The sequence below is a fragment of the Streptomyces sp. NPDC005017 genome, from assembly GCF_042873115.1.
Lineage (GTDB): Bacteria > Actinomycetota > Actinomycetes > Streptomycetales > Streptomycetaceae > Streptomyces.
The window spans coordinates 111,187-137,480 of record NZ_JBIALD010000025.1 but is presented as its reverse complement, the minus strand read 5'-3'; the positions used below and the strand labels follow the sequence as shown (position 1 = coordinate 137,480).

General features: G+C 72.1%; 17 protein-coding genes and 1 pseudogene. 17 read left to right on the top strand and 1 reads right to left on the bottom strand.

Annotated elements, in window-relative coordinates; all coding sequences use genetic code 11:
• A pseudogene (locus ACFYR0_RS30250) lies at nt 1-233 on the bottom strand (MFS transporter); the annotation flags it as partial.
• A 281-nt stretch (nt 234-514) separates the two neighbouring features.
• Between ACFYR0_RS30250 and ACFYR0_RS30245 the strand changes: the two are divergent.
• The 17 genes from ACFYR0_RS30245 to ACFYR0_RS30165 all read left to right on the top strand — a co-directional run bounded on the left by ACFYR0_RS30245 (nt 515) and on the right by ACFYR0_RS30165 (nt 26,292).
• A complete protein-coding gene (locus ACFYR0_RS30245; protein ID WP_389335037.1) occupies nt 515-1,108 on the top strand; it encodes a TetR/AcrR family transcriptional regulator in 594 nt (197 codons plus the stop codon).
• Between the two features lie 123 nt (nt 1,109-1,231).
• Nucleotides 1,232-5,434 (top strand): CHAT domain-containing protein, encoded by a 4,203-nt coding sequence (locus ACFYR0_RS30240; protein ID WP_389335034.1) that lies wholly within the window; start codon nt 1,232-1,234, stop codon nt 5,432-5,434.
• A gap of 388 nt (nt 5,435-5,822) precedes the next feature.
• On the top strand, nt 5,823-5,969 hold the full coding sequence (locus tag ACFYR0_RS30235) for a hypothetical protein (protein ID WP_389335031.1): 147 nt from the start codon (nt 5,823-5,825) through the stop codon (nt 5,967-5,969).
• Nucleotides 5,970-6,427: 458 nt separating this feature from the next.
• A complete protein-coding gene (locus tag ACFYR0_RS30230) occupies nt 6,428-7,906 on the top strand; it encodes a sugar transferase (protein WP_389335028.1) in 1,479 nt (492 codons plus the stop codon).
• A gap of 73 nt (nt 7,907-7,979) precedes the next feature.
• On the top strand, nt 7,980-9,296 hold the full coding sequence (locus tag ACFYR0_RS30225; protein ID WP_389335024.1) for a nucleotide sugar dehydrogenase: 1,317 nt from the start codon (nt 7,980-7,982) through the stop codon (nt 9,294-9,296).
• Entirely contained in the window at nt 9,286-10,551 is a 1,266-nt protein-coding gene (locus ACFYR0_RS30220) for a glycosyltransferase family 4 protein (RefSeq protein ID WP_389335021.1), read from the top strand. The genes ACFYR0_RS30225 and ACFYR0_RS30220 overlap by 11 nt, the downstream gene beginning before the upstream one ends.
• Nucleotides 10,548-11,918 carry a Wzz/FepE/Etk N-terminal domain-containing protein gene (locus ACFYR0_RS30215; protein ID WP_389335018.1) on the top strand — a complete coding sequence of 457 codons (1,371 nt, stop codon included), beginning with the start codon at nt 10,548-10,550 and terminating at the stop codon, nt 11,916-11,918. The genes ACFYR0_RS30220 and ACFYR0_RS30215 overlap by 4 nt, the downstream gene beginning before the upstream one ends.
• The gene (locus ACFYR0_RS30210; RefSeq protein WP_389335015.1) at nt 11,918-13,465 is read left to right on the top strand and encodes a Wzz/FepE/Etk N-terminal domain-containing protein; all 1,548 of its coding nucleotides are present in this window, start codon (nt 11,918-11,920) and stop codon (nt 13,463-13,465) included. The genes ACFYR0_RS30215 and ACFYR0_RS30210 overlap by 1 nt, the downstream gene beginning before the upstream one ends.
• 3 nt (nt 13,466-13,468) lie before the next feature.
• On the top strand, nt 13,469-15,403 hold the full coding sequence (asnB, locus tag ACFYR0_RS30205; protein WP_389335012.1) for an asparagine synthase (glutamine-hydrolyzing): 1,935 nt from the start codon (nt 13,469-13,471) through the stop codon (nt 15,401-15,403).
• 15 nt (nt 15,404-15,418) lie between these two features.
• Nucleotides 15,419-17,602: a bi-domain-containing oxidoreductase gene (locus ACFYR0_RS30200; protein WP_389335009.1), complete on the top strand. Its 2,184-nt coding sequence runs from the start codon at nt 15,419-15,421 to the stop codon at nt 17,600-17,602.
• Complete coding sequence (locus tag ACFYR0_RS30195; RefSeq protein ID WP_389335006.1) at nt 17,599-19,566, top strand: alginate lyase family protein; 1,968 nt, start codon at nt 17,599-17,601, stop codon at nt 19,564-19,566. The genes ACFYR0_RS30200 and ACFYR0_RS30195 overlap by 4 nt, the downstream gene beginning before the upstream one ends.
• 17 nt (nt 19,567-19,583) lie before the next feature.
• Nucleotides 19,584-21,098, top strand: a complete 1,515-nt coding sequence (locus ACFYR0_RS30190) for a right-handed parallel beta-helix repeat-containing protein (protein ID WP_389335003.1) — start codon at nt 19,584-19,586, stop codon at nt 21,096-21,098.
• Between the two features lies 1 nt (nt 21,099).
• The gene (locus tag ACFYR0_RS30185) at nt 21,100-22,332 is read left to right on the top strand and encodes an O-antigen ligase domain-containing protein (protein ID WP_389335000.1); all 1,233 of its coding nucleotides are present in this window, start codon (nt 21,100-21,102) and stop codon (nt 22,330-22,332) included.
• Between the two features lie 2 nt (nt 22,333-22,334).
• On the top strand, nt 22,335-23,606 hold the full coding sequence (locus ACFYR0_RS30180; protein ID WP_389334997.1) for a glycosyltransferase: 1,272 nt from the start codon (nt 22,335-22,337) through the stop codon (nt 23,604-23,606).
• Nucleotides 23,607-24,842 (top strand): methyltransferase domain-containing protein, encoded by a 1,236-nt coding sequence (locus tag ACFYR0_RS30175; RefSeq protein WP_389334994.1) that lies wholly within the window; start codon nt 23,607-23,609, stop codon nt 24,840-24,842.
• A complete protein-coding gene (locus tag ACFYR0_RS30170) occupies nt 24,839-25,648 on the top strand; it encodes a sugar phosphate nucleotidyltransferase (protein ID WP_389334990.1) in 810 nt (269 codons plus the stop codon). The genes ACFYR0_RS30175 and ACFYR0_RS30170 overlap by 4 nt, the downstream gene beginning before the upstream one ends.
• A complete protein-coding gene (locus ACFYR0_RS30165) occupies nt 25,645-26,292 on the top strand; it encodes a PIG-L deacetylase family protein (protein ID WP_389334987.1) in 648 nt (215 codons plus the stop codon). Before ACFYR0_RS30170 ends, ACFYR0_RS30165 begins: the two co-directional genes overlap by 4 nt.
• The last annotated feature ends 2 nt before the right edge of the window (nt 26,293-26,294 follow it).

Below are 26,294 nucleotides of genomic sequence, written 5' to 3'. Positions count from 1 at the left end.
CCGCCGAACAGCAGCAGACCACCGAACGCCAGCGCGTACGCGGTCACCACCCACTGCCGGTTCCCGTCCGAGATCCCCAGATCCTGCTGGGCCGACGGCAACGCGATGTTCACGATCGTCGCGTCCAGCACGACCATCAACTGCGCCAGAGCGATGAAGACAAGAGCCTTCCAGCGACCCGGATCGGGCGCGGGGGAGGCCGGGGAGGCGGCCTTGGAAGCTGTTTCAGACATGGAGGTACCCACTTCGGGACGTCGGGATTGCGTGCAGCGTCGATGGAGGACGGACGGGTCCTCGCGGGACCCGGCGGCGTCATGGCGTGCGCCGGCCGCCGGGCCCGCGGGCCGCGCCGACCCCGTCCCCACGGATGCGGCGCGCGACGGGAGCACCCCCGCTCAGAGGCGTCCCGGTCTGGGATGAGCTCTGCCCGAGGAGTAAGATGAACCTCGGTTCAAGAACCATCATGAACCACGGTTCATCTTGTCGCAAGTCCTTTCCGCCCCGAGGAGCGCCCATGACCCGGACGCAGGCCCCGCGCGCCGACGCCGTCCGCAACCGCAAGAAGATCCTCGACGCGGCGCGCGAGCAGATCACCCGTCATGGAGCGGACGTCGGGATGGACGAGATCGCCGCCACGGCGGGCGTGGCCGTGGGCACCCTGTACCGGCACTTCCCCACCAAGAAGGACCTGGTCACGGCGGTCGTGAACGAGCACATCGCGCACGTCACCGAGGCCGCCGAGGCGGCCCGGGCGCGCCAGGAGGCCGGATCGCGCGCGCTGGAGGAGGTCACCGGCCTGCTGGCCAGGCTCATCGAGGAGACGGCCACCAATCACGCGGTGAAGGCCGCCGCCCACTCCCTCGGGGCCGACCTGGTCGACAAGGACGCCAAGGCGCGGGGCGCCGCCGCTCTCGCCGCCCTGATCGCGGCGGGACAGGCCGACGGGGACATCCACCAGGACGTCACCGTCAACGACATCTTCCTGCTCTTCTCCACGGCCCCCACCGACCAGTCCCCCGCCGACCGCGCCCGCTGGCTCACGCTGGTCCTCACCGGCCTGACCACACACAACCGCGCCGTGGACACCCCGCAGCCGCCCACCCCGTAGTGCGGCGCGCGGCGCCGACGAGGGCCCGGCCCGCGCACGTCTCCGGCAACGGAGGCGCCGGACATGCCGGGGAATTTCCCCCAATCGGCCTCACAGCAACGCCTACTGCACGATCATCGCCTCATGACCCACCCCGGCGTCGCCGACCCCGACTGGCATCCCTTCCATCATCTGGCCGCCGGGCTCGCCCGCCGGGTGCGCGCCTTCCAGAACGGCGACGTCTCGGGTGTCATGGCGCCCGATAGCGTGGCGCAGGCGGAGAGACTCCGGTCCTGCGCCATGCGCGGCGAGGGCGGACGGTACGTCGTCGACGGGCCCTTCCTGCTGATCGTCGCGTCCCTGCGCCACGCGCGCGGCATGGTTCTCGGCGAGCACGATCCCGAAGGCCGGGGCGAACTCGCTCTGGCCGTCGAGCTGTTCGCGCTGCTCGGTCAGCTCGACCGGACCGTGGTGCCCCCACCTTTGCGCGCCCGGGTCGACGCCATGCGGACACCGGACGTCGAGGAGCTCGCGGTGCTGGGCGGCCGGGGGTTGGCGTCGTTCGAGCGGTGGAGCACCACGTCGGACCCCGAATCCTTGGACGCGGCGGTGAGCACGCTGCGGGACTGCGGTGCCCTCGTACCAGAGGGGCATCCCGGCGGACCGACGGTGCTGTCCAATCTGTGCGGCGCGTTACAGGACCGGTACGCGCTGCGCCGCGCGGCCGAGGACCTGGACGAAGCGATAGAGGCCGGCCGTGCCGCGGTCGCCGCGGCGCACCCCGGTGATCCGAATCGCTGGCTGTACAACGCGAGTCTCGGCGGGGCGCTGGTGGCGCTGCCCGACCGGTCGCCGGAGGTTCTGGACGAGGCCGTCTCCTGCGGCAGGGAGGCGGTGGCCTTCGCGTCGTGTCCCGCGGTGTTCCATTTCCATCTGGGCCAGGCCCTCCTCGCGCGAGCCACGGCCGGCCACGGGGACCCGAACGAAGCGGCCGCCGATCTGGACGAAGCCGTCGACGCCTTCGGCCATGCGGTCCGTAAGGACCCGCGAGCATCGCTGCATCAGGTGCAGCGGGGTCTCACCCTGCACGCGCGATACTCGGCGCGGGCACATCCCGCCGACCTCCGGGCCGCTCTGGAGCACACCGCGGAGGCCTTGCGGCTCACGTCCCGGTCCGACCCGTCGTTCTTCCGCTATCTGATCGCTCACGCCCAGGTCCTGGCGACCCGGGCCGAACTCTCCGACGGGATCGGGGATCTGGAGGATCTGATCGGCGTTCTGCGCCAGGCGCTCGACGCAGCGCCCCGGCCGTGGCGGGCCGAGCGACTACAGGTACTGGCCGTCGCGCTGCACACACGCTTCGGGCTGACACAGGCCGGGCAGGACCTCGACGAAGCCATCCGGCTCTGCCACGAGGCCATCGGGCTGTGCGAGCCGGGCGAGGACGAACAGATCCAGGAGATCCTCCGCACCATCCTGCGAATCCGCCTCGAGGGCCATGGTCCCGACGAGAAGATCGCCGTCCTGGAAGCGAATCTCGCCCAAGTACCCCGTGACAGCCCGCGCTACGCCGCGTACGCGACCGAGTTGGGCTCACTTCTGCTTAGGCGGGCCCTGTGGGCACGGCACACCGGGGACGATCACCGCCTCGCCTCGTACCTGGAGCGCGCCGTCAGCGTCCTGCGCCGGGGGACCGGCCCGACCGCCCTGTTCAACCTCGGCCGCGCCCTCGACCTGTCGTACGAACGCGGTGGCGCCCCCGCCCTGCTCGACGAGTCGCTCCGATGCTTCGAGGCGGCCCTGGAGGCGACCGGGCCCCAGGACAGCAGTTATCCGAGGACTCTCTCGTCACTCGCAACGGTGCTGCTCAAACGGGCCGACCGGCACGGCGACCTGGCGGCTCTCCACCGCGCGGTGGAGCTGAACAGAGGGGCGTTGGCCGCGACGCCGGAGGGGCATCCGGACCGTGCGGGGGTATTGATCCATCTTGCGAAGGCCCTGGCGGTCCGACACGACCGGCTGATGACGGAGGAGGACCTCGCGGAGGCCGTCCGAAGAGGCCGGGAGGCCGTCGCGGCCGAGACAGCGCAGCGGTCCGCTCACGAACGCTCTGTGGCGTGGAACAACCTGGGCATGTATCTGCGCCGCACGTACGAGCGCTCCCACGCGCTCGACGACCTCGAGGAGGCGATCGACGCCCTGCGCCGGGCCGTCGAGGCGGCGGAAGGAGGCGCGGACGGCGGGGACGCGGGGTCCAATCTCTGTCTCGCGCTCAACAACCTGTTCTGCAGGACCGGTGAGCCCACCGACCTGAACGAGGCTGTCGACGCGGGCCGACTCGCCACGGACGCGTTTCCGGCGGGGCATGTGAAGCGGGCCGGGGCCATGACGAACCTGTCGTCGGTACTGATGCTCCGTGCGCGCCTCACCGGGCGGCGGGGCGACGCCGACGAGGCCGTCCGGTACGCCAGGACGGCCGTGGGCGCCGTGCCGCGCCCCCATCCAGACCGGTGCAGGCATCTGTCCAGCCTCGCCAGTGCGCTGCTGTCCAGATTCCTGGTGTCGGGCGACGCCGCCGATCGGGAGGAGGCGGCCGACGCGGCGCGGCAGGCGCTGAATCTGCTGCCGGAAGACGACTGGCGCCGGGTGGGTGCTCTGGGCCACCTGGGTGACGCGCATGTCTGCAAGGCCCTGCACGAGCTCGGCCACGAGCCGGTCTCGGGTGAGTCCCCTCTGTCCGAACCCTTGGGGAACTCCGTCATGGCACGACTCGGCCCCGGACCGGACGAGCTCGGCCGGCCCGCCCTCCGCGAGGCGGTGGCCGCCTACCGGGAGGCCGCGGCCATACCCGGTGTCCCCGCGACGAACCGCTTCTCCGCCGCCGCTTCCTGGGCGGCGTGCGCCTCCGCGCTCGGGGACTGGCCGGAGGCTCTGACCGCATACCGGGCGGCCTTCGCCCACCTGCCCGCCATGGCCTGGCACGGTCTCGAGCTGGATGACCGCGTCAGCGTTCTGTCCCTCTGGGACAGCATCGCGCCCGATGCCGCGGCGGCGGCGCTGCACCTCGGCCGCCCCGACACCGCACTGCAGCTGCTCGAGCAGGGCCGCGGCGTACTGCTGGCGCAGGCGATCGACTCACGCCTCGACCTGACGGCGCTGACGGAGTACGACGCCGAACTCGCGCGACGGATCGAGGGGATCCGCGCCGCCCTGCACGCCCCAAACTCCCCGCTCGCCGATGCCGCCCCCCGGCGCCGCCGGGAACTCGCGGCCGAGCTGGACGCGTTGACCGATCGAGCTTTCCGTCTCCTCGGCCTGGAGAGCCTGCTCGAGCCGCCGACTCTCGAGGAACTCCAGGAGGCCGCGGCCGACGGCGCGGTGATCGTCGTCAACACGAGTGTCCTGCGCTGCGACGCCCTGATCGTCACCCGCGACACCGTTCGCACCGTCCCCCTGCCCGGCCTGGAGTGGGCATGGGTCAAGGAGCGGGCGGAGGCCCTGCTCACGGACCTCGCCGCCTCCTCCGACGCGGCAGGCCAGTCGCTCGAAGAGACCCTGAGGGAGCTTCAGCAGACGGTGGTGCAACCTGTTCTCGACGAGCTGCCGCCCTCCGTCTCCCGGCTGTGGTGGTGCCCCACCGGACCGCTGACCCTCCTTCCGGTCCACGCCGTGGACCCCCTGCCGGACCACTACGTCTGCTCGTACGCCACGACGCTGCGCTCCCTGGCCGCGGCCCGCACACGGCAGTCGTACGACGACCCGGGTGCCGTCCTCGTCGTCGAGCAGGCGGAGGTCCCGGAGCTGCGCCCGCTGCCGGCCGCTCGCAGGGAGGCCCTGAACCTGGTCACCAGGCTCAGGGAACGGACCCTGCTCACCGGTCCGATGGTCACCCCGCGGTCTTTGCGGAGAGCCCTGCCGCGCCATGCCTGTCTGCACTTCGCGGGCCATGCCGGCCATGACCCCGTCCATCCTGCCCGCGGCGGACTGCACTGCCACGAGGGCCGGCTGACCGTGGCGGACATCAGCCGTCTGCGCCTGGGCCGCGCCGAACTGGCCTTCCTCAGCGCCTGTGAGACCGCACGCGGCACGGAAAGCCTCCCGGACGAACCGGTCCATCTGGCCGGAGCGCTCCAACTGGCGGGATTCACCCACGTGGTGGCGACCCGGTGGATGGTCCGCGACGACATCGCCGGGCAACTCGCCGAGCACTTCTACAAGGAGCTGTGCCGCGACGGACGGCCCGAGCCCGCGGGGGCCGCGTCCGCGCTGCAGTCGGCCGTGCGCGACATCAAGCAGCGGCACCACGATCCACTGCTGTGGGCGGCGTACGTACACACCGGACCGTGAGCCTTCGTCGTCCACTCCGTCGAACAGGCTTGAAACCACCGTCGGCGCAGCCGAGTTGACTTCCGAATACGAGATCACGTGGCCGCACGGCTACTCGGTGTCACCGTCAACCGCCTTTCGGAGCCGTCGATTTGACGCACGCTTCACCCGCCGGACACCCGACGGGTGTGGCGCAGGCCACACCGTCGCAGGTCCGGGCGCTCCGGTTCCGAGCCGGTCCGCCGAGGGCGGCCACCAAGAGGGCCGTCACCGAAGGGCCGGCGGACGGGGTCCAGACCTCTGGCGGCAGGGGGGCCTTCTCGACGGCGATGCCCGGGATGACCTTGCCGTTGACCCCGTTCATGATCGACTTGAACGCCCGGCGGCGTCGCGGACGTAGTCGATGTCGATGGGGCATCCGACGCTGGTCTGGTCGACGGTGCGGGTGTGGGCCGGGCAACGGCTGCTGTCCTCGGAGCGGATGGGGACTCGCGGCGGCTTCGCGCAGGTGGAGGCGGCAGGCCGGGCCTTCTCGATCTCGCCATACAGGGAGTAACCGATGTTGTAGAGCCACTTCTAAATCTTGAGCACAAAATGCACACACACCCCTCTCCATAGCGGCTTCGATGGTCTAGATTGACCGTGCTTCAGCTGTTCGGACACGAACCGACCAATAATGATCTACGGGTCTGGCACTGCGGAAAGCATGCAGTCGCGTCCCCGGCGCCAGACGTGGGGGTGATCAATTTCTGGGGGGCTCGGTCGGGGATCTTGGGTGCGGGGGCGCCCGGGGTTCCGACGGGTTCCCGTGCACTCGAGAGCCGGCGGGACAAGTGTGTTCCTGCCGCCAGGGTGAGTTGATCAACGATCAGTCATCTCTTGTACAGCCGCGATGCAGTGCGGGAGGCGGGGGCCTCCCGAGGGGAGGAGCAGTGCGGCGGGGGCGGGGGCCCCCGAGGGGGGCGTTACAGGGTTAGACGAGTGCGTCGAACCACTGGGGACCTGGGGGGTTCTGTGCGGCAAGGGGGACTAGTCAGTCCGTTTCCACCGGCGCGCGGGCGTCTGGAGAACGGGGCAATCAGCCATCCCGCGAACGACTGGGAGCAGCGGTACCGACGTACCGTGATCACCAGTGACACCGTGGCCACCGCTTTCGTGGTGGCGGCGATCGGCAATTTCTTCGGGGCCCGGGACGCGGCCAACTGGCACGAGAAGTGGGGAATTCTCGCTTTCGGCACCGAGCTGCTGGTGCTGGGGACGCTCGCGGTGAGCAAGTCGTGGGCACCGGCTGTTCTCGGCCAGGGCGCGGAGGAATTCCGCCGCCTCGGACGTTCCTTGTTCTCGGCGACCGTCGTATTGGCACTCGGCGGAATCGCCCTGACCTCGCGCAACATCAAACTCTGGATCTTCGTCGCGATCCCCGCGATCGCGCTGGTCACCATGACGACGCGATATCTGCTGCGTCTGTGGCTGCACAAGCAGCGCAAGGAAGGACGGTGTCTGCGACCGGTGCTCGCCGCCGGGAGCCCGGCCACCGTGCACGATCTGATCACCCGGACCCGGAAGTTCCCGCACCTCGGCTGGCGGGTGGACGCGGTGTGCACGACACACGGTCCCGGGCTCGACGGTGACGAGCTGGACGGGGTGCCGGTCGTCGGGCGGCTGACGGAAGTCGCCCACCACGTACGCCGCGACGGCTACCGCGTCGTCGCGGTCACACCGGATCCGCACTGGTCGCCGGACCGCCTGCGGCGGCTGGCCTGGAACATCGAGGGCAGTGACGCCGAGATGGTCGTGGCCCCCGTGCTGATGGAGGTGGCCGGCCCGCGGCTGCACGTCGACGCGGTGCTCGGGATCCCGTTGCTGCGGGTCAGCATGCCGACCTTCACCGGCGGCCCCCGGGCGGTCAAGGAGGTCGTCGACCGGCTGGGCGCGGCGATCCTGCTGCTGCTGTTCGCGCCGCTGATGGTGTTCGTCGCGCTGCTCGTGATGGTGGACAGCCGGGGCGGGGCGTTCTACCGCCAGAGACGGGTCGGCAAGGACGGCCACGAGTTCACCATCCTGAAGTTCCGCACGATGGTCGTCGGGGCCGACCGGGCCCGTGCCGCGCTGGCCGACCGCAACGAGGGTGCCGGCCTGCTGTTCAAGCTCCGCCGGGATCCGCGGGTGACGCGGGTGGGGGCGGTGCTGCGGCGGTACTCGATCGACGAACTGCCGCAGCTGTTCAACGTGCTGAGCGGTTCGATGTCACTCGTCGGTCCGCGGCCACCGCTGCCGGAGGAGTCCGCGGCGTACGGCCCGGACATGCGGCGGCGGCTGCTGGTGAAGCCCGGGCTGACCGGTCTGTGGCAGATCAGCGGGCGCAGCGACCTCTCGTGGGAGGAGGCGGTGCGGCTGGACCTGCGGTACGTGGAGGACTGGTCGCTCGCCCTGGACACGGTGATCTTGTGGAAGACCCTGCGGGCGGTGCTGTACGGGCAGGGGGCCTACTGATGCGCGGAAGTCGTCGTCCGGCCGGCGCGCGGACCGCAGGCCGGAAGGGCCTGCCTGGGGGGAGGAGCGAGACATGAGGGTCAGTGTTCTCGGGCTCGGCTACGTGGGCTGTGTGTCGGCCGCGTGCCTGGCCAGCATGGGGCACCAGGTCGTCGGCGTGGATGTGAACCAGGTGAAGGTCGACCTGGTGAACGACGGCAAGGCCCCCGTGGTGGAGGAGCGAATAGGCGAGCTGATCGCCGAGGTCGTGGAGAGCGGGGCGTTGCGCGCCACCGGCGACGTCCGCGAGGCGATCATGGACAGCGAGGTGTCGCTCATCTGCGTGGGCACACCGTCGGAGCCCAACGGCAGCCTGTGCACCACGTACTTGGAGCGGGTCACGGAGCAGATCGGCGCGGCGCTCGCCGAGCGGGGCGGCCGGCACACCGTGGTGTTCCGCAGCACCATGCTTCCGGGCACCTGCCTGAACCTGCTGGTGCCGATCCTGGAGAAGTCCCTCGGCGGCACCGCCGGGGTGGACGTCGGGGTCGCGGTCAACCCGGAGTTCCTGCGTGAGGGCACGAGCGTGCGGGACTTCTTCGACCCGCCGAAGACCGTCATCGGCCAGCTCGACGAGACGAGCGGCGATGTGGTCGCGGCGCTCTACGGGGGCCTGCCCGGTGAGGTGTTCCGGGTGCCGGTCCCGACGGCCGAGGCGATCAAGTACGCGGACAACGCCTTCCACGGCCTCAAGATCGGCTTCGCGAACGAGCTGGGCGCGGTGTGCCAGGCGCTCGGGGTGGACTCGCACCAGGTGATGGACGTGTTCCTGGCCGACCGCAAGCTGAACATCAGCTCCGCCTACCTGCGGCCCGGCTTCGCCTTCGGCGGCTCCTGCCTGCCCAAGGACCTGCGCAGCCTGGTCCACGCGGCGCAGCGGGCCGACGTCTCGGTGCCGATCCTCTCCCATGTGCTGCCGTCCAACTCCGACCATCTGCAACGTGCGGTGGAGCTGGTCGAGCGGGCCGGTAAGCGGCGGGTGGGGCTGTTCGGGCTGTCCTTCAAGCCCGGCACGGACGACCTCCGCGAGAGCCCGCTGGTCGAGCTGGCCGAGCGGCTCTTCGGCAAGGGGTACGACCTGAAGATCTACGACGCCAATGTGAGCCTGTCCCGGCTGCTCGGCGCGAACCGCGAGTACATCGAGAACCGGCTGCCGCACCTCGCGCAGCTGCTCGCGGACTCCGTCGACGAGGTCCTCGAGCACGCCGAGGTGTGCCTGGTCGGGACCAGGGACCCGGACGTGCTGTCGGCGCTGCCGCACGGCGGCGGCCCGGTGATCGTCGACCTCGTCCGCCTCCCCGACGCCGCGGCGCGCCGGGCCAAACCGGGGTACATGGGCCTTGCCTGGTGACACGAGCGGCGTCGGCCGGCCGGGCCGGCGCGCGCTGATCCTGGTGGAGAACCTGTCGGTGCCGTTCGACCGGCGGGTGTGGCAGGAGTGCACGACGCTGCGCGACGCCGGCTGGACCGTGGACGTCATCTGTCCTCAGGGCGGCAAGCGGGACACGGAGGCGGAGGCGGAGATCGACGGGGTGCGCATCCACCGCTACCCGTTGCGCGCGGCCACCGGAGGGCCGGCCGGCTATCTGCGCGAGTACGGCTCGGCGTTGTGGCACACGCTGCGGCTGGCCCGCAAGGTCGGCCCGGTCGACGTGGTCCACGCCTGCAACCCGCCCGACCTGCTGTTCCTGCCGGCGCTGTGGCTGAAGCGGCGCGGCGCGCGGTTCGTCTTCGACCAGCACGACCTGGTGCCCGAGCTGTATCTCTCGCGGTTCGGCCGCGGCGAGGATCTGCTCTACCGCGCCGTGTGCGCGCTGGAGCGGCGGACCTACCGGGCCGCGGACATCGTGCTCGCCACGAACGAGAGCTACCGGGACGTCGCGGTGCGCCGCGGCGGACGGCGGCCGGAGGACGTGTTCGTGGTGCGCAGCGCCCCGGACGTCGACCGGTTCCATCCCGTGCCGGCCGAGCCGGAGCTGAAGCGCGGAAAGCCCCATCTGCTGTGCTACCTCGGCGTGATGGGTCCGCAGGACGGCGTCGACTACGCGCTGCGGGCCCTGGCGAAGCTACGCGACGAGGTCGGACGGAGCGACTGGCACGCGGTGTTCGTCGGCGCCGGTGACACCTTCGACGCGATGGTGGAGCTGTCCCGGCGGCTGGGGCTCTCGGACCAGGTGCAGTTCACCGGGCGGGTGCCGGACGCCGACCTGGTGCGCTACCTGTCCACCGCGGACGTGTGCCTCTCCCCCGACCCGCACAACCCGCTCAACGACGTGTCGACGATGAACAAGGTCCTGGAATACATGGTGATGGGCCGGCCGATCGTCTCCTTCGACCTCCGCGAGGCACGCGTCTCCGCCGGTGACGCCGCCGTCTACGCGCCCGCCAACGACGAGTCCGAGTTCGCCAGGCACATCGCGCTGCTGCTGGACGACCCGGAGAAGCGGGCCCTGATGGGCAAGATCGGCCAGGAGCGGATCAGTGGGCCGCTGTCCTGGCGCAACTCCCAGCAGGCACTTCTCGCCGCCTACGCCGCCGCCCGCCGGGACGACGCCCCGGCGTCGGCGGAGCACACCGACCGCACAGGGGGGAGGCCGCACCGTTGAGCGATGACACCATACGTCTGGCCACGATCGGGCGGATCGTCCGTCGGCGCTGGCGGCTGCTCACCCTCCTCGCTCTGGTGGGTGCGCTCGTCGGCTACGGCACCTCGTTGCTGTTCCCGCCGCGCTACACGACCTCGGCCTCGGTCCTGCTGCCGGGCGCGTGGGAGGAGCGCGAGCTGCTGACCCAGTCGGAGATCGCGACCAGTTCGGTGGTGGTCGACCGCGCGGCCGCCGCGCTCGACTGGGCCGGGGTCGACGGCAGGGAACTGAGCGACCGGGTGAGCGCCGAGGCCGCCGACGGGAACATCATCAAGATCTCGGGCACGGCCGACACCCCGAAGGGCGCGCAGCAGCTCTCCGACGAGGTGGCCCGGCAGTTCGTCACCTTCGTCGCGCGGATCTCCGGTGAGAACACCGACCCCGAGGCGGCGGCGCGGCCCGAGGAGCTGCGGCAGATGGTGGTGCGGACCAGCCGCCGTATCACCGAGCTGGCCGACTCGGCCGGCACGGGGCAGACCGTGGAGAGCGTGCAGACCCGCACGGAGCTCGCGAAGCTGCGCACCGCGCTGCAGGAGGCCATCAACAAGCTGGACGAGACCGACCCGGCCGCGGGCCAGGCCAACATGGTCGTCATGGGTCCGGCGGCCCCGCCGACCGGTGAGGCGCCGCCGACGCGGATCCAGCTGATCGTGGCCGGGGCGGTGCTGTTCCTCCTGGTCGCCGTCGTCGGCCATCTCACCGCCGCGCGGATGAGCCGCAGGCTGCGCACCGAGCCGGAGATCGCCGCGGCGCTGGGCGCGGCGGCGCTGGGCAGCGTCGACGTACCCGCCGAACGGGCCTCGGGGCGGCCGGAGAGCGGTGGCGCGCGGGCGCGGCTGCGCCGGCTGCTGGGCGTCGACACGCGGTGGGACGTACCGGCACCGCCGACGTCCGGTGACGAGGCGGAACGGCGGATCCGCTACCGGCGGGTGTGTGCCCGCCTGCGGGACCGGCTGCCCTCGCCCCGGCGGCTGCTGGTCGTCGTCCCGGACGGCGACGAGACCGCCCGGCGGGCCGCGGCGCAGCTGGCGGCCGAGGCCGGGGGCGATCCGCTGCTGCGGACGGTGCGGGTCTCGCTGTCCCGGCCCCTGGTGCCGGACCGTGATACGGAGTCGGGCGTCCTGGTCGTGCTCAGCGCGGGCAACTGGACCGCGGCCGAGCTCGCGGGGATCACCGAGGCGTGTGCGGACGCCAGGCACGAGATCGTCGGCGTCGTCCTCGCCGGACCGGTCCTGGCCGCCGCGACGCGGTCGTCCGGCGTCCGTGCCGGGGACGCCGCCGTGCCGGCGCTCGCGGTCGGGGACAACGCGTCGGGAGGTTCAGCGTGATGATGAGTACAACGGCGCAGTCGGGGGCCGCCGCTCCGCTGCTCGACCTCCAGGCGCTGGTGGTGGCGGTGCGCAGGAGGCGCCGTCTGTGGTGCTCCGCGGCGCTGCTGGGGCTGGTCCTCGGCGCGGCGGTCGCGGTGCTGCTGCCCCCGCCGCCGACCGCGGTGACCAAGCTGCTGGTGGCGCATCAGGCCGACCAGCCCAACGACCCCGGGACGCTGATCCGCACCGACGTCGCGCTGCTGCACACCACGCGGATCGCGGGCACGGCCCTGAAGTCCCTCGACTCCCCGGAGAGGCCCGAGGACTTCATGCGGGACTACGAGGGCCTCGGCCTGACCAACAACCTGCTCCAGATCACCGTGACCGGTGACAGCGACGCGGAGGCGGTGGCCCGCGCCGGGGCGCTGGCCGACACGTTCGTCGCGGACCATGTGAAGCGGATACGGGAAGCCGCGGACGCCGAGGCCAAGAGCCTGCTCGTCCAGCGTGACCGGATGCGGGAGGAACTCGCCGAGGTCAACGCGGAGATCGGGGACGCGTCGCCGGAGAGCGGGCCGCAGGAGTCGGCGAACATGGAGTCGCTCTTCGCCCGCCGGGCCGAACTCACCGCGCGGATCACCGACTTCGGCCAGCGTGCGGCGGAGGCGCGCATCGGCACACCCCAGCTCGTCGCCGGTACCCAGATCGTGGACGCGCCGCGCGCGGTGCGTCACTCGCTGCCCAGGACCGCGGCCACCAACGCCGCGATCGGGCTCGTGCTCGGGCTGGTCCTCGGGCTCGCGCTGGCCGCGGTCGGTGTGGTCGTGGCGGACCGTCCGGTGCTGCGCCGGGACGTCGCGGCGAATCTCGGCGCCTCGGTCATCGCCGAACTCCCCCGCCGGGCCGGGCTCTTGCGGCGTCGGCGGATCCGTGCAGCCCGCGAACGGCTCACCGCGTCCCTGGCCCGCACCGTGCGCAACTCCGCGGAGCAGGTGTCGCTGCTGGAGCTGGGGAGCGCGCGCAGCACGACCGTGATCGCCCTGGATCTCGCCAGGGCGCTGGCGGCGGAGGAGCCGGTGACGGTGGTCGACGCCCTGCCCGGCCTCCAGCTCGCCAAGCGCCGCCCGAAGCCGGGGGACCCGACCGTGGTCGGCGGCGAGCGTGCCGGGGCCGTGCCGCCTCAGGAACGCCGTCTGGGCGTCGGCTCGGTGGCGCCCGGCACGGCGTGGACCGACCTGCAGTACCTCGGCACCCGGACCGTGCTCGTCGTACGGGCCGGGCACGGCAGCGCCGCCTGGCTGCACACGGTCGCGCGGCAGCTCGCGGACCAGCGCATCGCGGTGATCGGTGTGGTGCTGATCGACCCCGATCCGCGTGACCGCACCGACGGCACGCTGTGGGACGGGCTGCACACCGCGCTGCGCGGCCAGAGCGAACGGCCGGCCCGGCAGAACGGCGGGGGTACCTCCCCCGCCGTTCAGGCGGTGGGGGAAGGCCGGCGGGGGGCGGAGCGGCGGCCGATGCGTGCGGCGACCGTCCCGGACAGCGACCAGGAGGCGCGGTAGGACATGTGTGGCATCGCGGGTACTTACCGCTGGCCGGACGGAAAGGCGGTGACCGACCGGCTCACCGACACCCTCGCCCATCGCGGGCCGGACGGGTCGGGCCGTTACAGTCACGCCGCCGGTGACGGCGAGGTGCATCTCGGGCACCGCCGGCTGGCCATCATCGACCTGTCGGAGACCGGCGCCCAGCCGATGGTCTCGGACGGACTCGTCCTGACGTACAACGGCGAGCTGTACAACGCGCCCGAGCTGCGCGCCGAGCTGTCGGCCGCGGGGGTGCGCTTCCGCGGGACGTCCGACACGGAGGTGCTGCTGGAGGCGTGGCGGCGCTGGGGCACGGACTGTCTGCCCCGGCTGCGCGGCATGTTCGCGTTCGGGGTCTTCGACGAGCGCACCGGTGAGCTGGTGCTCGCCCGTGACCAGCTCGGCGTCAAGCCGCTGTTCCTGCTGCGGCGCGGCGAGGGCCTGGTGTTCGCCTCCGAGCTGAAGGCGCTCGCCTCGGTGACCGGCGGGAAGCTGGAGGTGGACCACGCGGCGCTGGTGGCCTCGCTGCTGTACTACTGGGTGCCGGACTCGCGGTGCGCGTTCCGTGAGGCGGAGAAGCTGCCGCCGGGCAGCTGGCTGCGGATCCGGCCCGACGGCCGGGTGGAGCGCGGCACGTACTGGCAGCTGAAGGAGGTCGCGGCCGAGGGCCGGGAGCGGGCACTGAGCGGTGAACGTCCTGATCTGGCCGCAGTCGTCGAGGAGTCGACCCGGCGTCATCTGCTGTCCGACGTCCCGGTGGCGACCTTCCTGTCCGGCGGGCTGGACTCCAGCTACCTCACGGCGCTGGCGGCCCGCGAGCGGCCCGGGATCTCCGCCTACACGATCGGGTTCCGCGCCGAGGACGCCCGCTTCGAGGCGATGCCCGACGACCTGCGCTACGCCCGGCAGGTGGCCGCGCGGTTCGGCGTCGACCTGCACGAGATCGAGATCGCCCCGAACGTGCTCGAGCTGCTGCCGCGGATGACGTACCACCTGGACGAGCCGATCGGTGACCCCGCCGCGATCAACACGTTCCTGATCTGCTCGGCCGCCCGGGAGGCCGGGGTCAAGGTGATGCTGTCGGGGATGGGCGCCGACGAGCTGTTCGCCGGGTACCGCAAGCACCTGGCCAACCTGCTGGCGCTGCGCTACCAGCGTGTCCCGCGGCCCCTGCGGCGCGGCCTGTCGGCCGCCGTGGACCGGCTGCCCGTCGCCTCGGCCCGCCGGGGGTACCGGTCGGTGCGCTTCGCGAAGCGGTTCCTCTCCTTCGCCGATCTGCCGGAGGAGACCGCGTTCCGGCGCAGTTACACCATGTACGACCAGGACGAGCTGCTCGCGCTGGTCGATCCGGACCTCGCCGGGACGGTCGAGGACGTGCTGACCGAGCACGCGGACGTCTACCGGGACAACGAGCTCGACGACTTCGTCAACCGCATGTGCCTCGGCGACGCCCGGATGTTCCTGCCGGGCCTCAACCTCGCCTACACCGACCGGTCGAGCATGGCCGCGTCGACGGAGGTGCGGGTGCCGTACGTGGACGTCGAGGTGGTCAGGGCGGCGTTCGCGGTGCCCGGCGACCGCAAGATCGTCGGACGGCAGGGCAAGGCCGTCCTGAAGGAGGCGGCGACCTCGGTCCTGCCCCGGGAGATCGTGTACCGGCCCAAGGGCCTGTTCAGCGCGCCGCTGCGCGCCTGGATGAGCCGGGACCTGGCACCGCTGGTGCGCGAGGTGATCCACGACGGCGAGCTCGTCAGGTCCGGGCTGCTGCGCCGGGACGCCCTGGAGCGCATGGCCGCCGAGGACGCCGCCGGGCAGCGGGACTTCTCCAAGCATCTGTGGCACGTGCTGACCCTCGAGTACTGGTATCGCGGCGCGACCTCCGGGTCCGGCCGGCACTCCCCCTCGCAGGCGTAGAGACAAGAGGACTTCGTGAAGCAGGTCGTACAGAACTACAAGAGCGGCGAGCTGGCGGTGCTCGACGTGCCGGTGCCGGGCTGCAAGCCGGGCGGGGTGCTGGTCCGCAGCGCCTTCTCGCTGATCTCCACCGGGACCGAGATGATGAAGGTGTCCGAGGCCGGCATGTCGATGCTGGGCAAGGCGCGGTCCCGCCCGGACCAGGTGGCCAAGGTCATGCAGAGCGTGGCCGTCAACGGGGTGCCCGCCACCTACCGCAAGGTGATGGGCAAGCTGGACTCCTACACGCCGCTGGGCTACTCGCTGTGCGGGGTCGTAGAACAGGTCGGCGCCGGGATCGACGACGTGAAGGCCGGCGACCTGGTGGCCTGCGCGGGCAACGAGCACGCGCTGCACGCCGAGCTGAACTGGGTGCCGAAGAACCTCTACGCGCCGGTGCCGGACGGTCTCGCGCCGCGGCACGCCGCCTTCGGCACCGTCGGGTCGATCGCGATGCAGGGCGTCCGCCAGGGGGAGCCGCAGCTCGGCGAGGTGGCGCTGGTCATCGGCCTCGGGCTGATCGGGCAGCTGGTGGTGCAGCTGCTGACGGCCTCGGGCGTCCGTGTCGTCGGGGTCGACCCCGACCCGGCGCGCTGCGAGCTCGCCGAGCGCCTGGGCGCCGCGGCCTGCGGCGATCCCTCCTCCGCGGCCGTGGAGGCCGTCGTCGCCGAACTCACCGACGGTCACGGCGTGGACCAGGTGTACCTGGCCGCCGGCGGCGGCAGCAACCAGCCCGTCGAGCTGGCCGCCCGGCTCTGCCGCGACCGCGGCCGGGTCGTCGACATCGGCAAGTGCCGCCTGGACCTGCCGTGGAACGCGTACTACGAGAAGGAACTCGACGTCCGGTTCTCCCGCAGCTACGGCCCCGGGCGCTACGACCCCGAGTACGAACTCCAGGGACGCGACTACCCGATCGGCTATGTGCGCTGGACCGAGCGCCGCAACCTGGCGTGCTTCCTCGACCTCGTCGCCCGCGGCCGCGTCGACGTGGAGCCGCTGATCTCCCACGTCGCCGACTTCGACGACGCGGTGGAGACCTACCAGCGCCTGAAGGACGGCGACCTCAAGGCCGTGGCCGTGCTGTTCCGTTACCCCGAGCACACGGCCGACGCGCCGCAGGCCCCGGCGGTGGCCGTGCCCGCGGTGAGGGCGAACGGACCGGTGGCCGCCCCGGGCCGGGCCGCGGGGAAACCGGTGCGCCTCGCCTTCGTCGGCGCGGGCAACTACGCCACGTCGATGCTGCTGCCGCACCTGGCACGGCGCGACGGCGTCGAGCTGTCGACCGTCGTCACCACCACGGCCCTGTCCGCGGCCAACGCGCAGCGCAAGTTCGGCTTCGCACAGGCCACCACCGATCTCGACGCCGTGCTCGGCGACGATGCCGTGGACGCGGTGTTCGTCGTCACCCGGCACAGCTCGCACGCCGAACTGACCCGCAAGGCGCTGCTGGCCGGCAAGACGGTGTTCGTGGAGAAGCCCCTGGCACTCACCGGGGACGAACTCGCCGACGTCCTCGCGGCGGTGGAGGAGTCCGGCAACGACCGGCTCCAGGTCGGCTTCAACCGCCGCTTCGCGCCACTGCTCCAGGAGGCCAAGAAACAGTTCGGCGCCAGGACCGGCCCGGCGAGCCTGCGCTACCTGGTCAACGCGGGCCGGCTCACCCACGGCAGCTGGTACCTCCAGCAGGGCACCGAGGGCTCACGGTTCGCCGGCGAGGGCGGGCACTTCATCGACACCGCGAGCTGGCTGCTCGACGCCGACCCGGACTCGGTGTACGCGGTCGCCACGTCCGGCAACGAGGACCTCCAGGTCGTGCTGCGCTACCCGGACGGCTCCACCGCCACCATCAGCTATGTCACCACCGGCGCGCCCGGCTTCCCCAAGGAGACCCTGGACCTGGCCGCGGACGGCAAGGTGCTGCGGCTCGACGACTTCGTCCGTGCCTCCGTGTACAGCCGTAAGCGGTGGGTCAGTTCGCGGCTGCCCAAGGCCCGGGACAAGGGCCAGTCCGCCGAACTCGCCGCGTTCGTCAGGGCGGTGCGGACCGGCGGGCCGATGCCGGTGCCGCTGGAGTCGCTGACCGCCACCACGGCGGCCACCCTCGCCGTGCAGGCGGGCCTCGCGGCCGGCGCGCCGGTGACGTTGGCGAGGGCTCGATGACCATGAGCGCGGGCTGGTACCTCCGCCGGCTGTCCCGGATGGGACCGCGGGAGGTCGGCGGCCGGGTGGGCGACGCGGTGCGCAGACGGCGGTGGCGGTCCGCGCCGCCGCACAGCCCGAGCGTGTCCGGCGCCCGGTTCACCGCGGTACTGCCCCCGGGCACGATCGCCGCGATACCCCCGGACGCCGTCAAACGCCTCGTCGCCGAGGCGGACCGGCTGATGGCGGGGCACACCGAGTACTTCGGGGTGGGCCGCGACGACATGGCCGACCCGGACTGGTTCCTCGACCCGAAGACCGGGCGCCGGGCACCGCGGGTCTACGCCTTCGACGTGCCGTACCGCGACGAGGACACCGTCGGGGACATCAAGCAGATCTGGGAGCCGTCCCGGCATCAGTACCTCACCCGGCTCGCCGCCGCCTACGCGGTCACCGGGGACGAGCGGTACGCCGAGCGGGTGGCCGGGCATCTGCGCTCCTGGTGGACGGCCAACCCGCCGCTGCGCGGGGTGCACTGGACCAGCGGCATCGAGCTGGGCATCCGGCTGCTGTCCTGGGTGTGGATCCGCCGACTCCTCGACGGCTGGTCGGGCGCGGCCGCACTGTTCGAGGAGAACGCGGTGGCGCGCGACCAGATCTGGCACCACCAGCGCTGGCTGGCCGCCTTCCCCAGCCGGGCGTCCTCGGCGAACAACCACGTCGTCGCCGAGGCCGCCGGGCAGTTCGCCGCGGCCTGCGCGTTCGCCTGGTTCCCCTCCTCGGGGCGCTGGCGGGCCGACGCGCTGCGGTCGCTGGAGCGGAACCTGCGGGCCAACACCTTCGGCTCGGGCCTCAACCGTGAACTGGCCACCGAGTACCACGGTCTGGTCCTCGAGCTGGGCCTGGCCGCCGTGGCGGAGGCGGACGCGGCCGGTGTGCCGGTCCCCGCGACGGTCCGGGTGGTACTGCTGCGGATGACCGACGCGCTCGCGGCCGTCGTCGACAACCGGCTGCGGCCGCCGCGCCAGGGGGACGCGGACGACGGCCACGGTCTGATCGTGGACGGAGAGGGTACGGACCGCTGGGCCTCGCTGCTGGCCACCGGGGACGCCGTGTTCGGGCGGCTCGAGTGGTGGCCGGCGGTGACCGGCACCGATGTGCGCACCCCCCTGCTGGCCGCGCTCGTCCGCCCGAACGCGGTGAACGCAACCACGGCCGCCGGGTCCCGCCCGGCGAGCCGTCCGGCGCACTTCGCGGACGCGGGCATGACCGTCCTGCGGGGTCCGGAGGAGATCTGGGCCCGCTGCGACGGCGGCCCGCACGGCTTCCTGTCCATCGCCGCGCACGCGCACGCCGACGCGCTGTCCGTGGAGGTCCGGCACGACGGCGTCGACGTGCTCGCCGACCCGGGGACGTACTGCTACCACGGACAGCCCGAGTGGCGGCGGTACTTCCGCTCCACCCTCGGCCACAACACCCTGAGCCTGGACGGCACCGACCAGTCCGTCTCCGGCGGCCCGTTCCTGTGGACCCGGCACGCCCGCAGCCGGGTCCTGACCGCGGAGCCGTCCGGCGGGGGCGTGGCCCGCTGGAGCGCCGAGCACGACGGCTACCGGCCCTCCGTGCACCGCCGCCGGGTGGAACTGACCGCCGGGAGCCGCGAGTTGAAGGTCGTCGACGAGGTGCGCGGCCCGCGCAGGCCCGTACGGCTGGCGTTCCACCTCGGCCCGGCGATCACCGCGGACCTCACGGGCGAGCGCGCGGTGCTCACCTGGACCCGGGACGGCGAGGACCGCTCCGCGACGCTCGACCTGCCCGCACAGCTGACCTGGAGTGCGCACCGCGGCGAGAGCGAACCGCCGCTGGGCTGGTACTCCCCCGGCTTCGGACGCAAGGAACCCGCCACCACGCTGATCGGCACCGGTTTCGCCGACGGCACCGCGCTGTCGGGTGACTTCACCACCGTACTCACGTTCCGCGGCTAGCGGGGAGGAGGGGACTCTTGGGGATCAAGTGGCGGCACTGGGCGGTGTCCGCGGCGGCGCTGGCCCTGCTGGCGGCGACCGGCTGCGAGAACACGCCGAGCGCGCGGCCGAAGCCGACCGCCGCGCCGTCCACGCCCGTGGCCCGGGTCTGCGCCCGGCCCGCGGCCGGCCCGGCGACGGCGCCGGCGGGCGCGGTGACGGTCGACCCCGCGGTGGCCGGCGACCTGGCCGCGAAGACCAAGAGCAGCCCCCCGCACACCACGTTCTGGCTCCGCCCGGGCAGACACCGGCTCGGCCCGGACCGCTACGCCCAGGTGATCCCCAAGAAGGGCAACACCTATCTCGGCGCGCCCGGCGCGGTGCTCGACGGCCGCAGGACCAACCAGTACGCGTTCGGCGGCACCGCCGGCGATGTCACCGTCCGCTACCTGACCGTGCAGGGGTTCGTCGCACCGCACAACGAGGGCGTGGTCAACCACGACTCGGCCGACGGTTGGGTGATCGAGCACTCGGTGATCCAGAACAACTCCGGCGCCGCGCTGATGGCCGGAGCACGCCAACAGGTCCGCGCCAACTGCCTGCGCGGCAACGGCCAGTACGGAATGAACGCCTACAAATCCCCCGGCCGTATCACCGGTCTGGTGCTCGAGGGCAACGAGATCACGGGCAACAACAGGGACGACTGGGAACGCCGTCAGCCGGGCTGCGGCTGCGCCGGGGGCGTCAAGTTCTGGGCCGTCGACGGCGCCGACGTCCGCGGCAACTGGGTGCACGACAACCGCGGGCCCGGGCTGTGGGCGGACACCAACAACAACGACTTCCGCATCGAGGACAATCTGATCGAGGCCAACGACGGTGCCGCGCTGATCTACGAGACCAGCTACAACGCGGTCATCCGCGAGAACACCATCCGCCGCAACAACTGGGTCGAGGGCCGCAGTCGCGCCGACCGCGGCGACAACTTCCCCTTCGCGACCGTCTATCTGTCCGAGTCCGGCGGCGAACCACGCGTCCGGGCCCGCACCGACAGGATCGAGATCTACCGGAACGTGCTGGAGAACAACTGGTCCGGCATCACCCTGTGGGAGAACGCCGACCGGTTCTGCAACAGCCCCGCCAACACCTCCTCCGGCGCCTGCACGCTGCTCGTGAAGAACACCCGCCGCTGCGCGCAGCCGGCGATCGCGACCGCCCCGCTGTACGCCGACTGCCGGTGGAAGACCCAGCGCGTCGACATCCACGGGAACCGCTTCGTCCTCGACAAGTCCGTCGTCGACTGCACGGTGAAGTGCGACCGCATGGCGGTGCTGGCCAACTACGGCACCTACCCGGACTGGTCGCCCTACCAGGGCGAACTCGTGGCCGAGGCGATCACCCGCAAGCAGCACAACCGCTGGCACGACAACGTCTACATCGGCTCGTGGACCTTCGTCGCCCACGACCCGAGCCGCACCCTCGACTCCGGGCAGTGGCAGGGCACGCCGTACCAGCAGGACGCGGGCAGCACCTTCCGCGCACGGGACCGTGGTTGAGATGCGCGCGGACCACACGCCGAAGATCGTCGGCACCGCCTGGGGACTGCTGATCCTCAACACGCTCGGCTCCGCCGGGGCGAAGACCATCGTCCCGCTGCCCCGCTCCCTCATCCAGATGGCCACCATGGGCGCGCTGGTCGCCGCGTTCGCGCTGGCCCTCCTCGCCAACCTCCCGCCGCGCATCCGGCCCAGCGCCTATCTGCTCCTGCTCACCCTGCTGCTGGTGCCGAGCGTGATCTCCAGCGCGAACCTGGAGTCCGGGTTCGGCGCGCTGTTCCGCTGCGCCCGGCTGGCCCTCTTCGTCGGCACACTGTGGCTGCTCAGCCGCTGGTGGGACGGCGGGACGACGTTCGTCCGGCACCACATCCGGATGTACCTGGCGGTACTGGGGTCGGTGGCCGCGGGCCTGCTGATCTCTCCGGGCGCCGCCATGCCCGAGCTCTACGGCGGGCGGCTGGTCGGCGCGTTGTGGCCGCTCACCCCGCCGCAGATCGGACAGTACGCCGCGGTGATCATCGGGCTCACCGCGCTGCTCCTCCTGGGCCGCCGGACCGACCGGACCGGCGCGGCGGTCGTCATCGTGCCCTCACTCGTCCTGCTCGCCCTGACCCACACCCGCACCGCCACGCTCGGCCTGCTCATCGGGCTGGCCCTGGCGATCGGCTCGCTTCTCCTGACCAGCGGCGCCGCCCGCCGCTTCTTCACCTGGGCGGTGGTGTGCGCCGCGGTGGCCGCGGTCGGGTTCGGCTCCGCGCTCCAGGCGTGGTTCCTGCGCGGCCAGAGCCAGGAGAACTTCAGCAGCCTCACCGGCCGGGCCAAGGTCTGGAACGCCCTGCTGGCGGAACCCCGGAGCACCTCGGAGTACCTGTTCGGCGCGGGCCTGGGCGACAAGTCGTTCGGCGGGCTGCCGATCGACAACAGCTGGTTCGCCGTCTACTACGAGCAGGGCATCACCGGCGTCGCCCTGGTGGGCGCGTTCGTCGTCGTACTCGGCGGCGTCGCGCTGCTGCGGCCGCCGTCGCTGTCGAGAGCCTGCGCGATCTTCCTGATCAGCTACTGCGCGATCGCCTCCTACACCGAGGCCGGGCTGGGCGACGCCTCGCCGTATCTGCTGCACCTGGCCGTGGCCGCCTCACTGCTCGCGGCACCCTCCGCCGCCACGGCCCCGCCGACGTCCGACATCCCGCGACGACGTGTCCCGAGCTGGGCCCGTGGACCGGAGGTGAACTGAGCATGCGCGTTCTCGTGGTGCACAACCGCTACGCCTCGGCGCAGCCGAGCGGGGAGAACAAGGTCGTCGACCAGGAGGTGGCGCTGCTGCGCGGGGCCGGCCACCGGGTCGAGCTGTTCGAGCGGCGCAGCGACGACATCGCCGCGCGCTCCCTGCCGGGCAAGGTCGCGGTGCCGCTGCTGGTGCCGTGGAACCCGGCGGTCCGCAAGGAGCTTGCCGCGAGGCTGCGCGCCGAGCGGCCGGACGTGGTGCACGTCCACAACGTCTTCCCGCTGCTGTCGCCCGCGGTGCTGGCCGCCTGCGCCGACGCCGGGGTGCCCGCCGTGGCCACGCTGCACAACTACACCCAGATCTGCCCGCCCGGCACGCTCCAGCGGGACGGCCGGCCGTGCACCGAGTGCGTCGGGTCCTCTCCGCTGCCCGCCGTACGGCACGGCTGCTACCGGGGCTCCCGGCTGGCGACGGTGCCGCTCGCGGTCGGCATGTCGGTGAACCGGAAGCGGTGGTGGTCCGGGGTGCAGCGGTTCTTCTGCATCTCCGCGGCACAGCGCGACGTCCTGGTGCGGGCCGGCATGCCCGCCGAACGGCTGGCGGTGAAGCACAACTTCGTGCCCGACCCGGACGACCGCCGGACGGGCCCCGGCGAGCATCTGCTCTACCTCGGCCGGCTCGCCGAGGCCAAGGGCGTACGGCTGCTCATGACCGCCTGGGACGAGATCGCCGCCGGCGGCGGAATCGGCGTACCGCTCGTGATCGCCGGGGCGGGGCCGCTGGAGCCGGAGGTGACCGCCTGGGCCGCGGGCCGCGACGACGTGCGCTGTGTCGGCCTGTACGACCTGGAACAGTGCCGGCGGGCCATCGCACGCTCGGTGGCGGTGGTGGCGCCCTCCACGTGGCTGGAGGCGTTCGGCCTGGTGGTCGTGGAGGCGATGGCGGGAGGGGTCCCGACCGTCGCCGCCGGGCACGGCGCGTTCGTCGAGCTCGTCGAGGACGGCAGGACCGGGCTGCTGCACCGGCCGGGCGAGCCCGCCTCGCTCGCGTCCTGCCTGCGCCGGATCACGACCGATCCGGACGCCAACCGGGAGATGGGACGGGCGGCCCGGCGCCGGTACGAGCAGCACTTCAGCCCGTCCGTCGGGCTGGAGCGACTGCTGGAGGGGTACCGCGCCGCGATCGCGGCGCGGTCCGGCGACGGGGACGGCCCGCCGCCGGCAGGGGACGACAGCACAGGCTCGCGCCGGGCACGCCCGCGCGGGCGGGATGGGGGGCAATAGATGACACGATGCCGACTCTGCGGCTCGGCCGCGCTGGAGAGCGTCGTCGACCTGGGGGCGACCCCGCCGTGCGAGAGCTTTCTCGCCGCGGACCGACTCGACCGGCCCGAGCCGACGTACCCGCTGCACCTGCGGGTCTGCACCGACTGCTGGCTCGCGCAGATACCGCCGCTGATCAAGCCGGAGGAGACCTTCACGGAGTACGCGTACTTCTCCTCCTACTCGACCTCCTGGGTGGAGCACGCCCGCACCTTCGTCGACGACGCCGTGCGGCGCCTCGGCCTCGGCTCCGACGCCTTCGTGGTCGAGGTCGCGAGCAACGACGGCTACCTGCTCAGGCACGTGGTGGACCGCGGGATGCGCTGCCTGGGCATCGAGCCGTCGGTGAACGTCGGCGCCGCCGCACGGGAGGCGGGCGTGCCCACGCTCACCGAGTTCCTGTCCCCGGACACCGGCGCCGCCGTCCGCGCCGAGCACGGCCCGGCGGACCTGGTCGTCGCCAACAACGTGTACGCGCACATCCCCGACGTGGTCGGGTTCACCCAGGGGCTGCGCGCCCTGGTCGCCGACGACGGCTGGGTGACCATCGAGGTGCAGCACCTGCTGACCCTGATCGAGGAGAACCAGTACGACACGATCTACCACGAGCACTTCCAGTACTACACGGTCGCGGCGGCGATCCGGGCGCTGGCGAGCGGCGGACTCACCCTCGTCGACGTCGAACTGCTGCCCACCCACGGCGGTTCCGTCCGGCTGTGGGCCCGTCCCGCCGAGGCGGCGGGCGAACCGGCCCGGCGGGTGGCCGACGTACTGGACCGCGAGAAGGCCGCCGGGCTCCAGGAGCTGTCCGGGTACACCGAGTTCTCCGCCCGCGTGGCCAAGGTCCGCCGCGACCTGCTGCGCTTCCTCATCGAGGCGGCCGAGCGCGGCGACACCGTCGTGGGCTACGGCGCCCCGGGCAAGGGCAACACCCTGCTCAACCACTGCGGCATCCGGCCCGACCTGCTCGCCTACACGGTCGACCGCAACCCCTACAAGCACGGCAGGTTCACCCCGGGCACCCGCATCCCGATCCTGGCACCCGAGCAGATCGCCGCCGACCGACCGGACTACGTCCTCGTCCTTCCCTGGAACCTGCGGGCCGAGCTGACCGAGCAGCTGTCCTTCGTGCACGAGTGGGGCGGCCGCCTGGTCTTCCCCATCCCGGAACTGAGCATCGTCGAGGTGGGGTCATGAAGGTCGTCCTGTTCTGCGGCGGTTACGGCATGCGCATGCGCAACGGCACCACCGACGACGTCCCCAAGCCGATGGCGATGGTCGGCCCGCGACCGCTGATCTGGCACGTCATGCGCTACTACGCGCACTTCGGGCACACCGAGTTCATCCTCTGCCTCGGCTACGGAGCGCACCACATCAAGGACTTCTTCCTCAGCTACGAGGAGACCACGTCCAACGACTTCGTGCTGCGCGGCGGCCGCACCGAGCTGCTGTCCACCGACATCTCGGACTGGACGATCACCTTCGCGCAGACCGGCATCGAGTCCCCGATCGGGGAACGGCTGCGCCGGGTACGGCACCACCTGGACGGCGACGAGATGTTCCTCGCCAACTATGCCGACGTGCTCACCGACGCCCCGCTGCCGGAGATGATCGACCGGTTCGCCCAGCGCGACGCCGGCGCGTCGATGATGGTCGTGCCGCCGCAGTCCTCGTTCCACTGCGTGGACCTCGGCGAGGACGGCCTGGTGGGCGGCATCACCCCGGTCAGCGAACTGCCGCTGTGGGAGAACGGCGGCTACTTCGTGCTCCGCCAGGAGGTCTTCGACCACATCCCGGAGAACGGTGACCTGGTCGCCGACGGCTGCGCCCAGCTCGCCAAGCGCGGACGGCTGGTGGCACACCAGCACAGAGGCTTCTGGAAACCCACCGACACCGTGAAGGAGCGGGCCGCGCTCGACGAGGCCTACGCCCGCGGCGACCGCCCCTGGGCCGTGTGGGAACACGACGGCGCGGCAACGAAGGCCCGGGTGGGGAGCGCATGATCAAGCTCGGCACCGCACGCCTGGACCGGATCGTCGCCGTCGGCGCGCACTGCGACGACATCGCCATCGGCGCCGGCGGCACACTCCTCGCGATGTGCCTCGCCCGGCCGGGCCTGCGCGTGGACGCGCTGGTGCTCTCCGGCGGCGGCAGTGACCGCGAGCAGGAGGAGCGGGCCGCGCTCACCGCCTTCTGCCCCGGCGCCGACCTGAACCTCACCGTGCACAAACTGCCCGACGGACGGCTGCCCGCGCACTGGGACGAGGCCAAGGGCGCGGTGGAGGACCTGCGCGCCCAGACCGAACCGGACCTCGTCCTGGCCCCCCGCACCGACGACGCCCACCAGGACCACCACGGCCTGGCCCGGCTGATCACCACCGCGTTCCGCGACCACCTCGTGCTCGGCTACGAGATCGTCAAATGGGACGGCGACCTCGGCCGCCCCTCCGTGTACCAGCCGCTGTCCACCGAGACCGCCGAACGCAAGGTGCGCCTTCTCCAGGAGCACTACCCCTCGCAGCGCCACCGGCCCTGGTACGACCGGGAGGCCTTCCTCGGCCTCGCGAGGATCCGCGGCATCGAGTGCAACGCCCGCTACGCCGAGGCGTTCGCCGTCACCAAACTCACTCTCGACCTGGGGGAATGAAC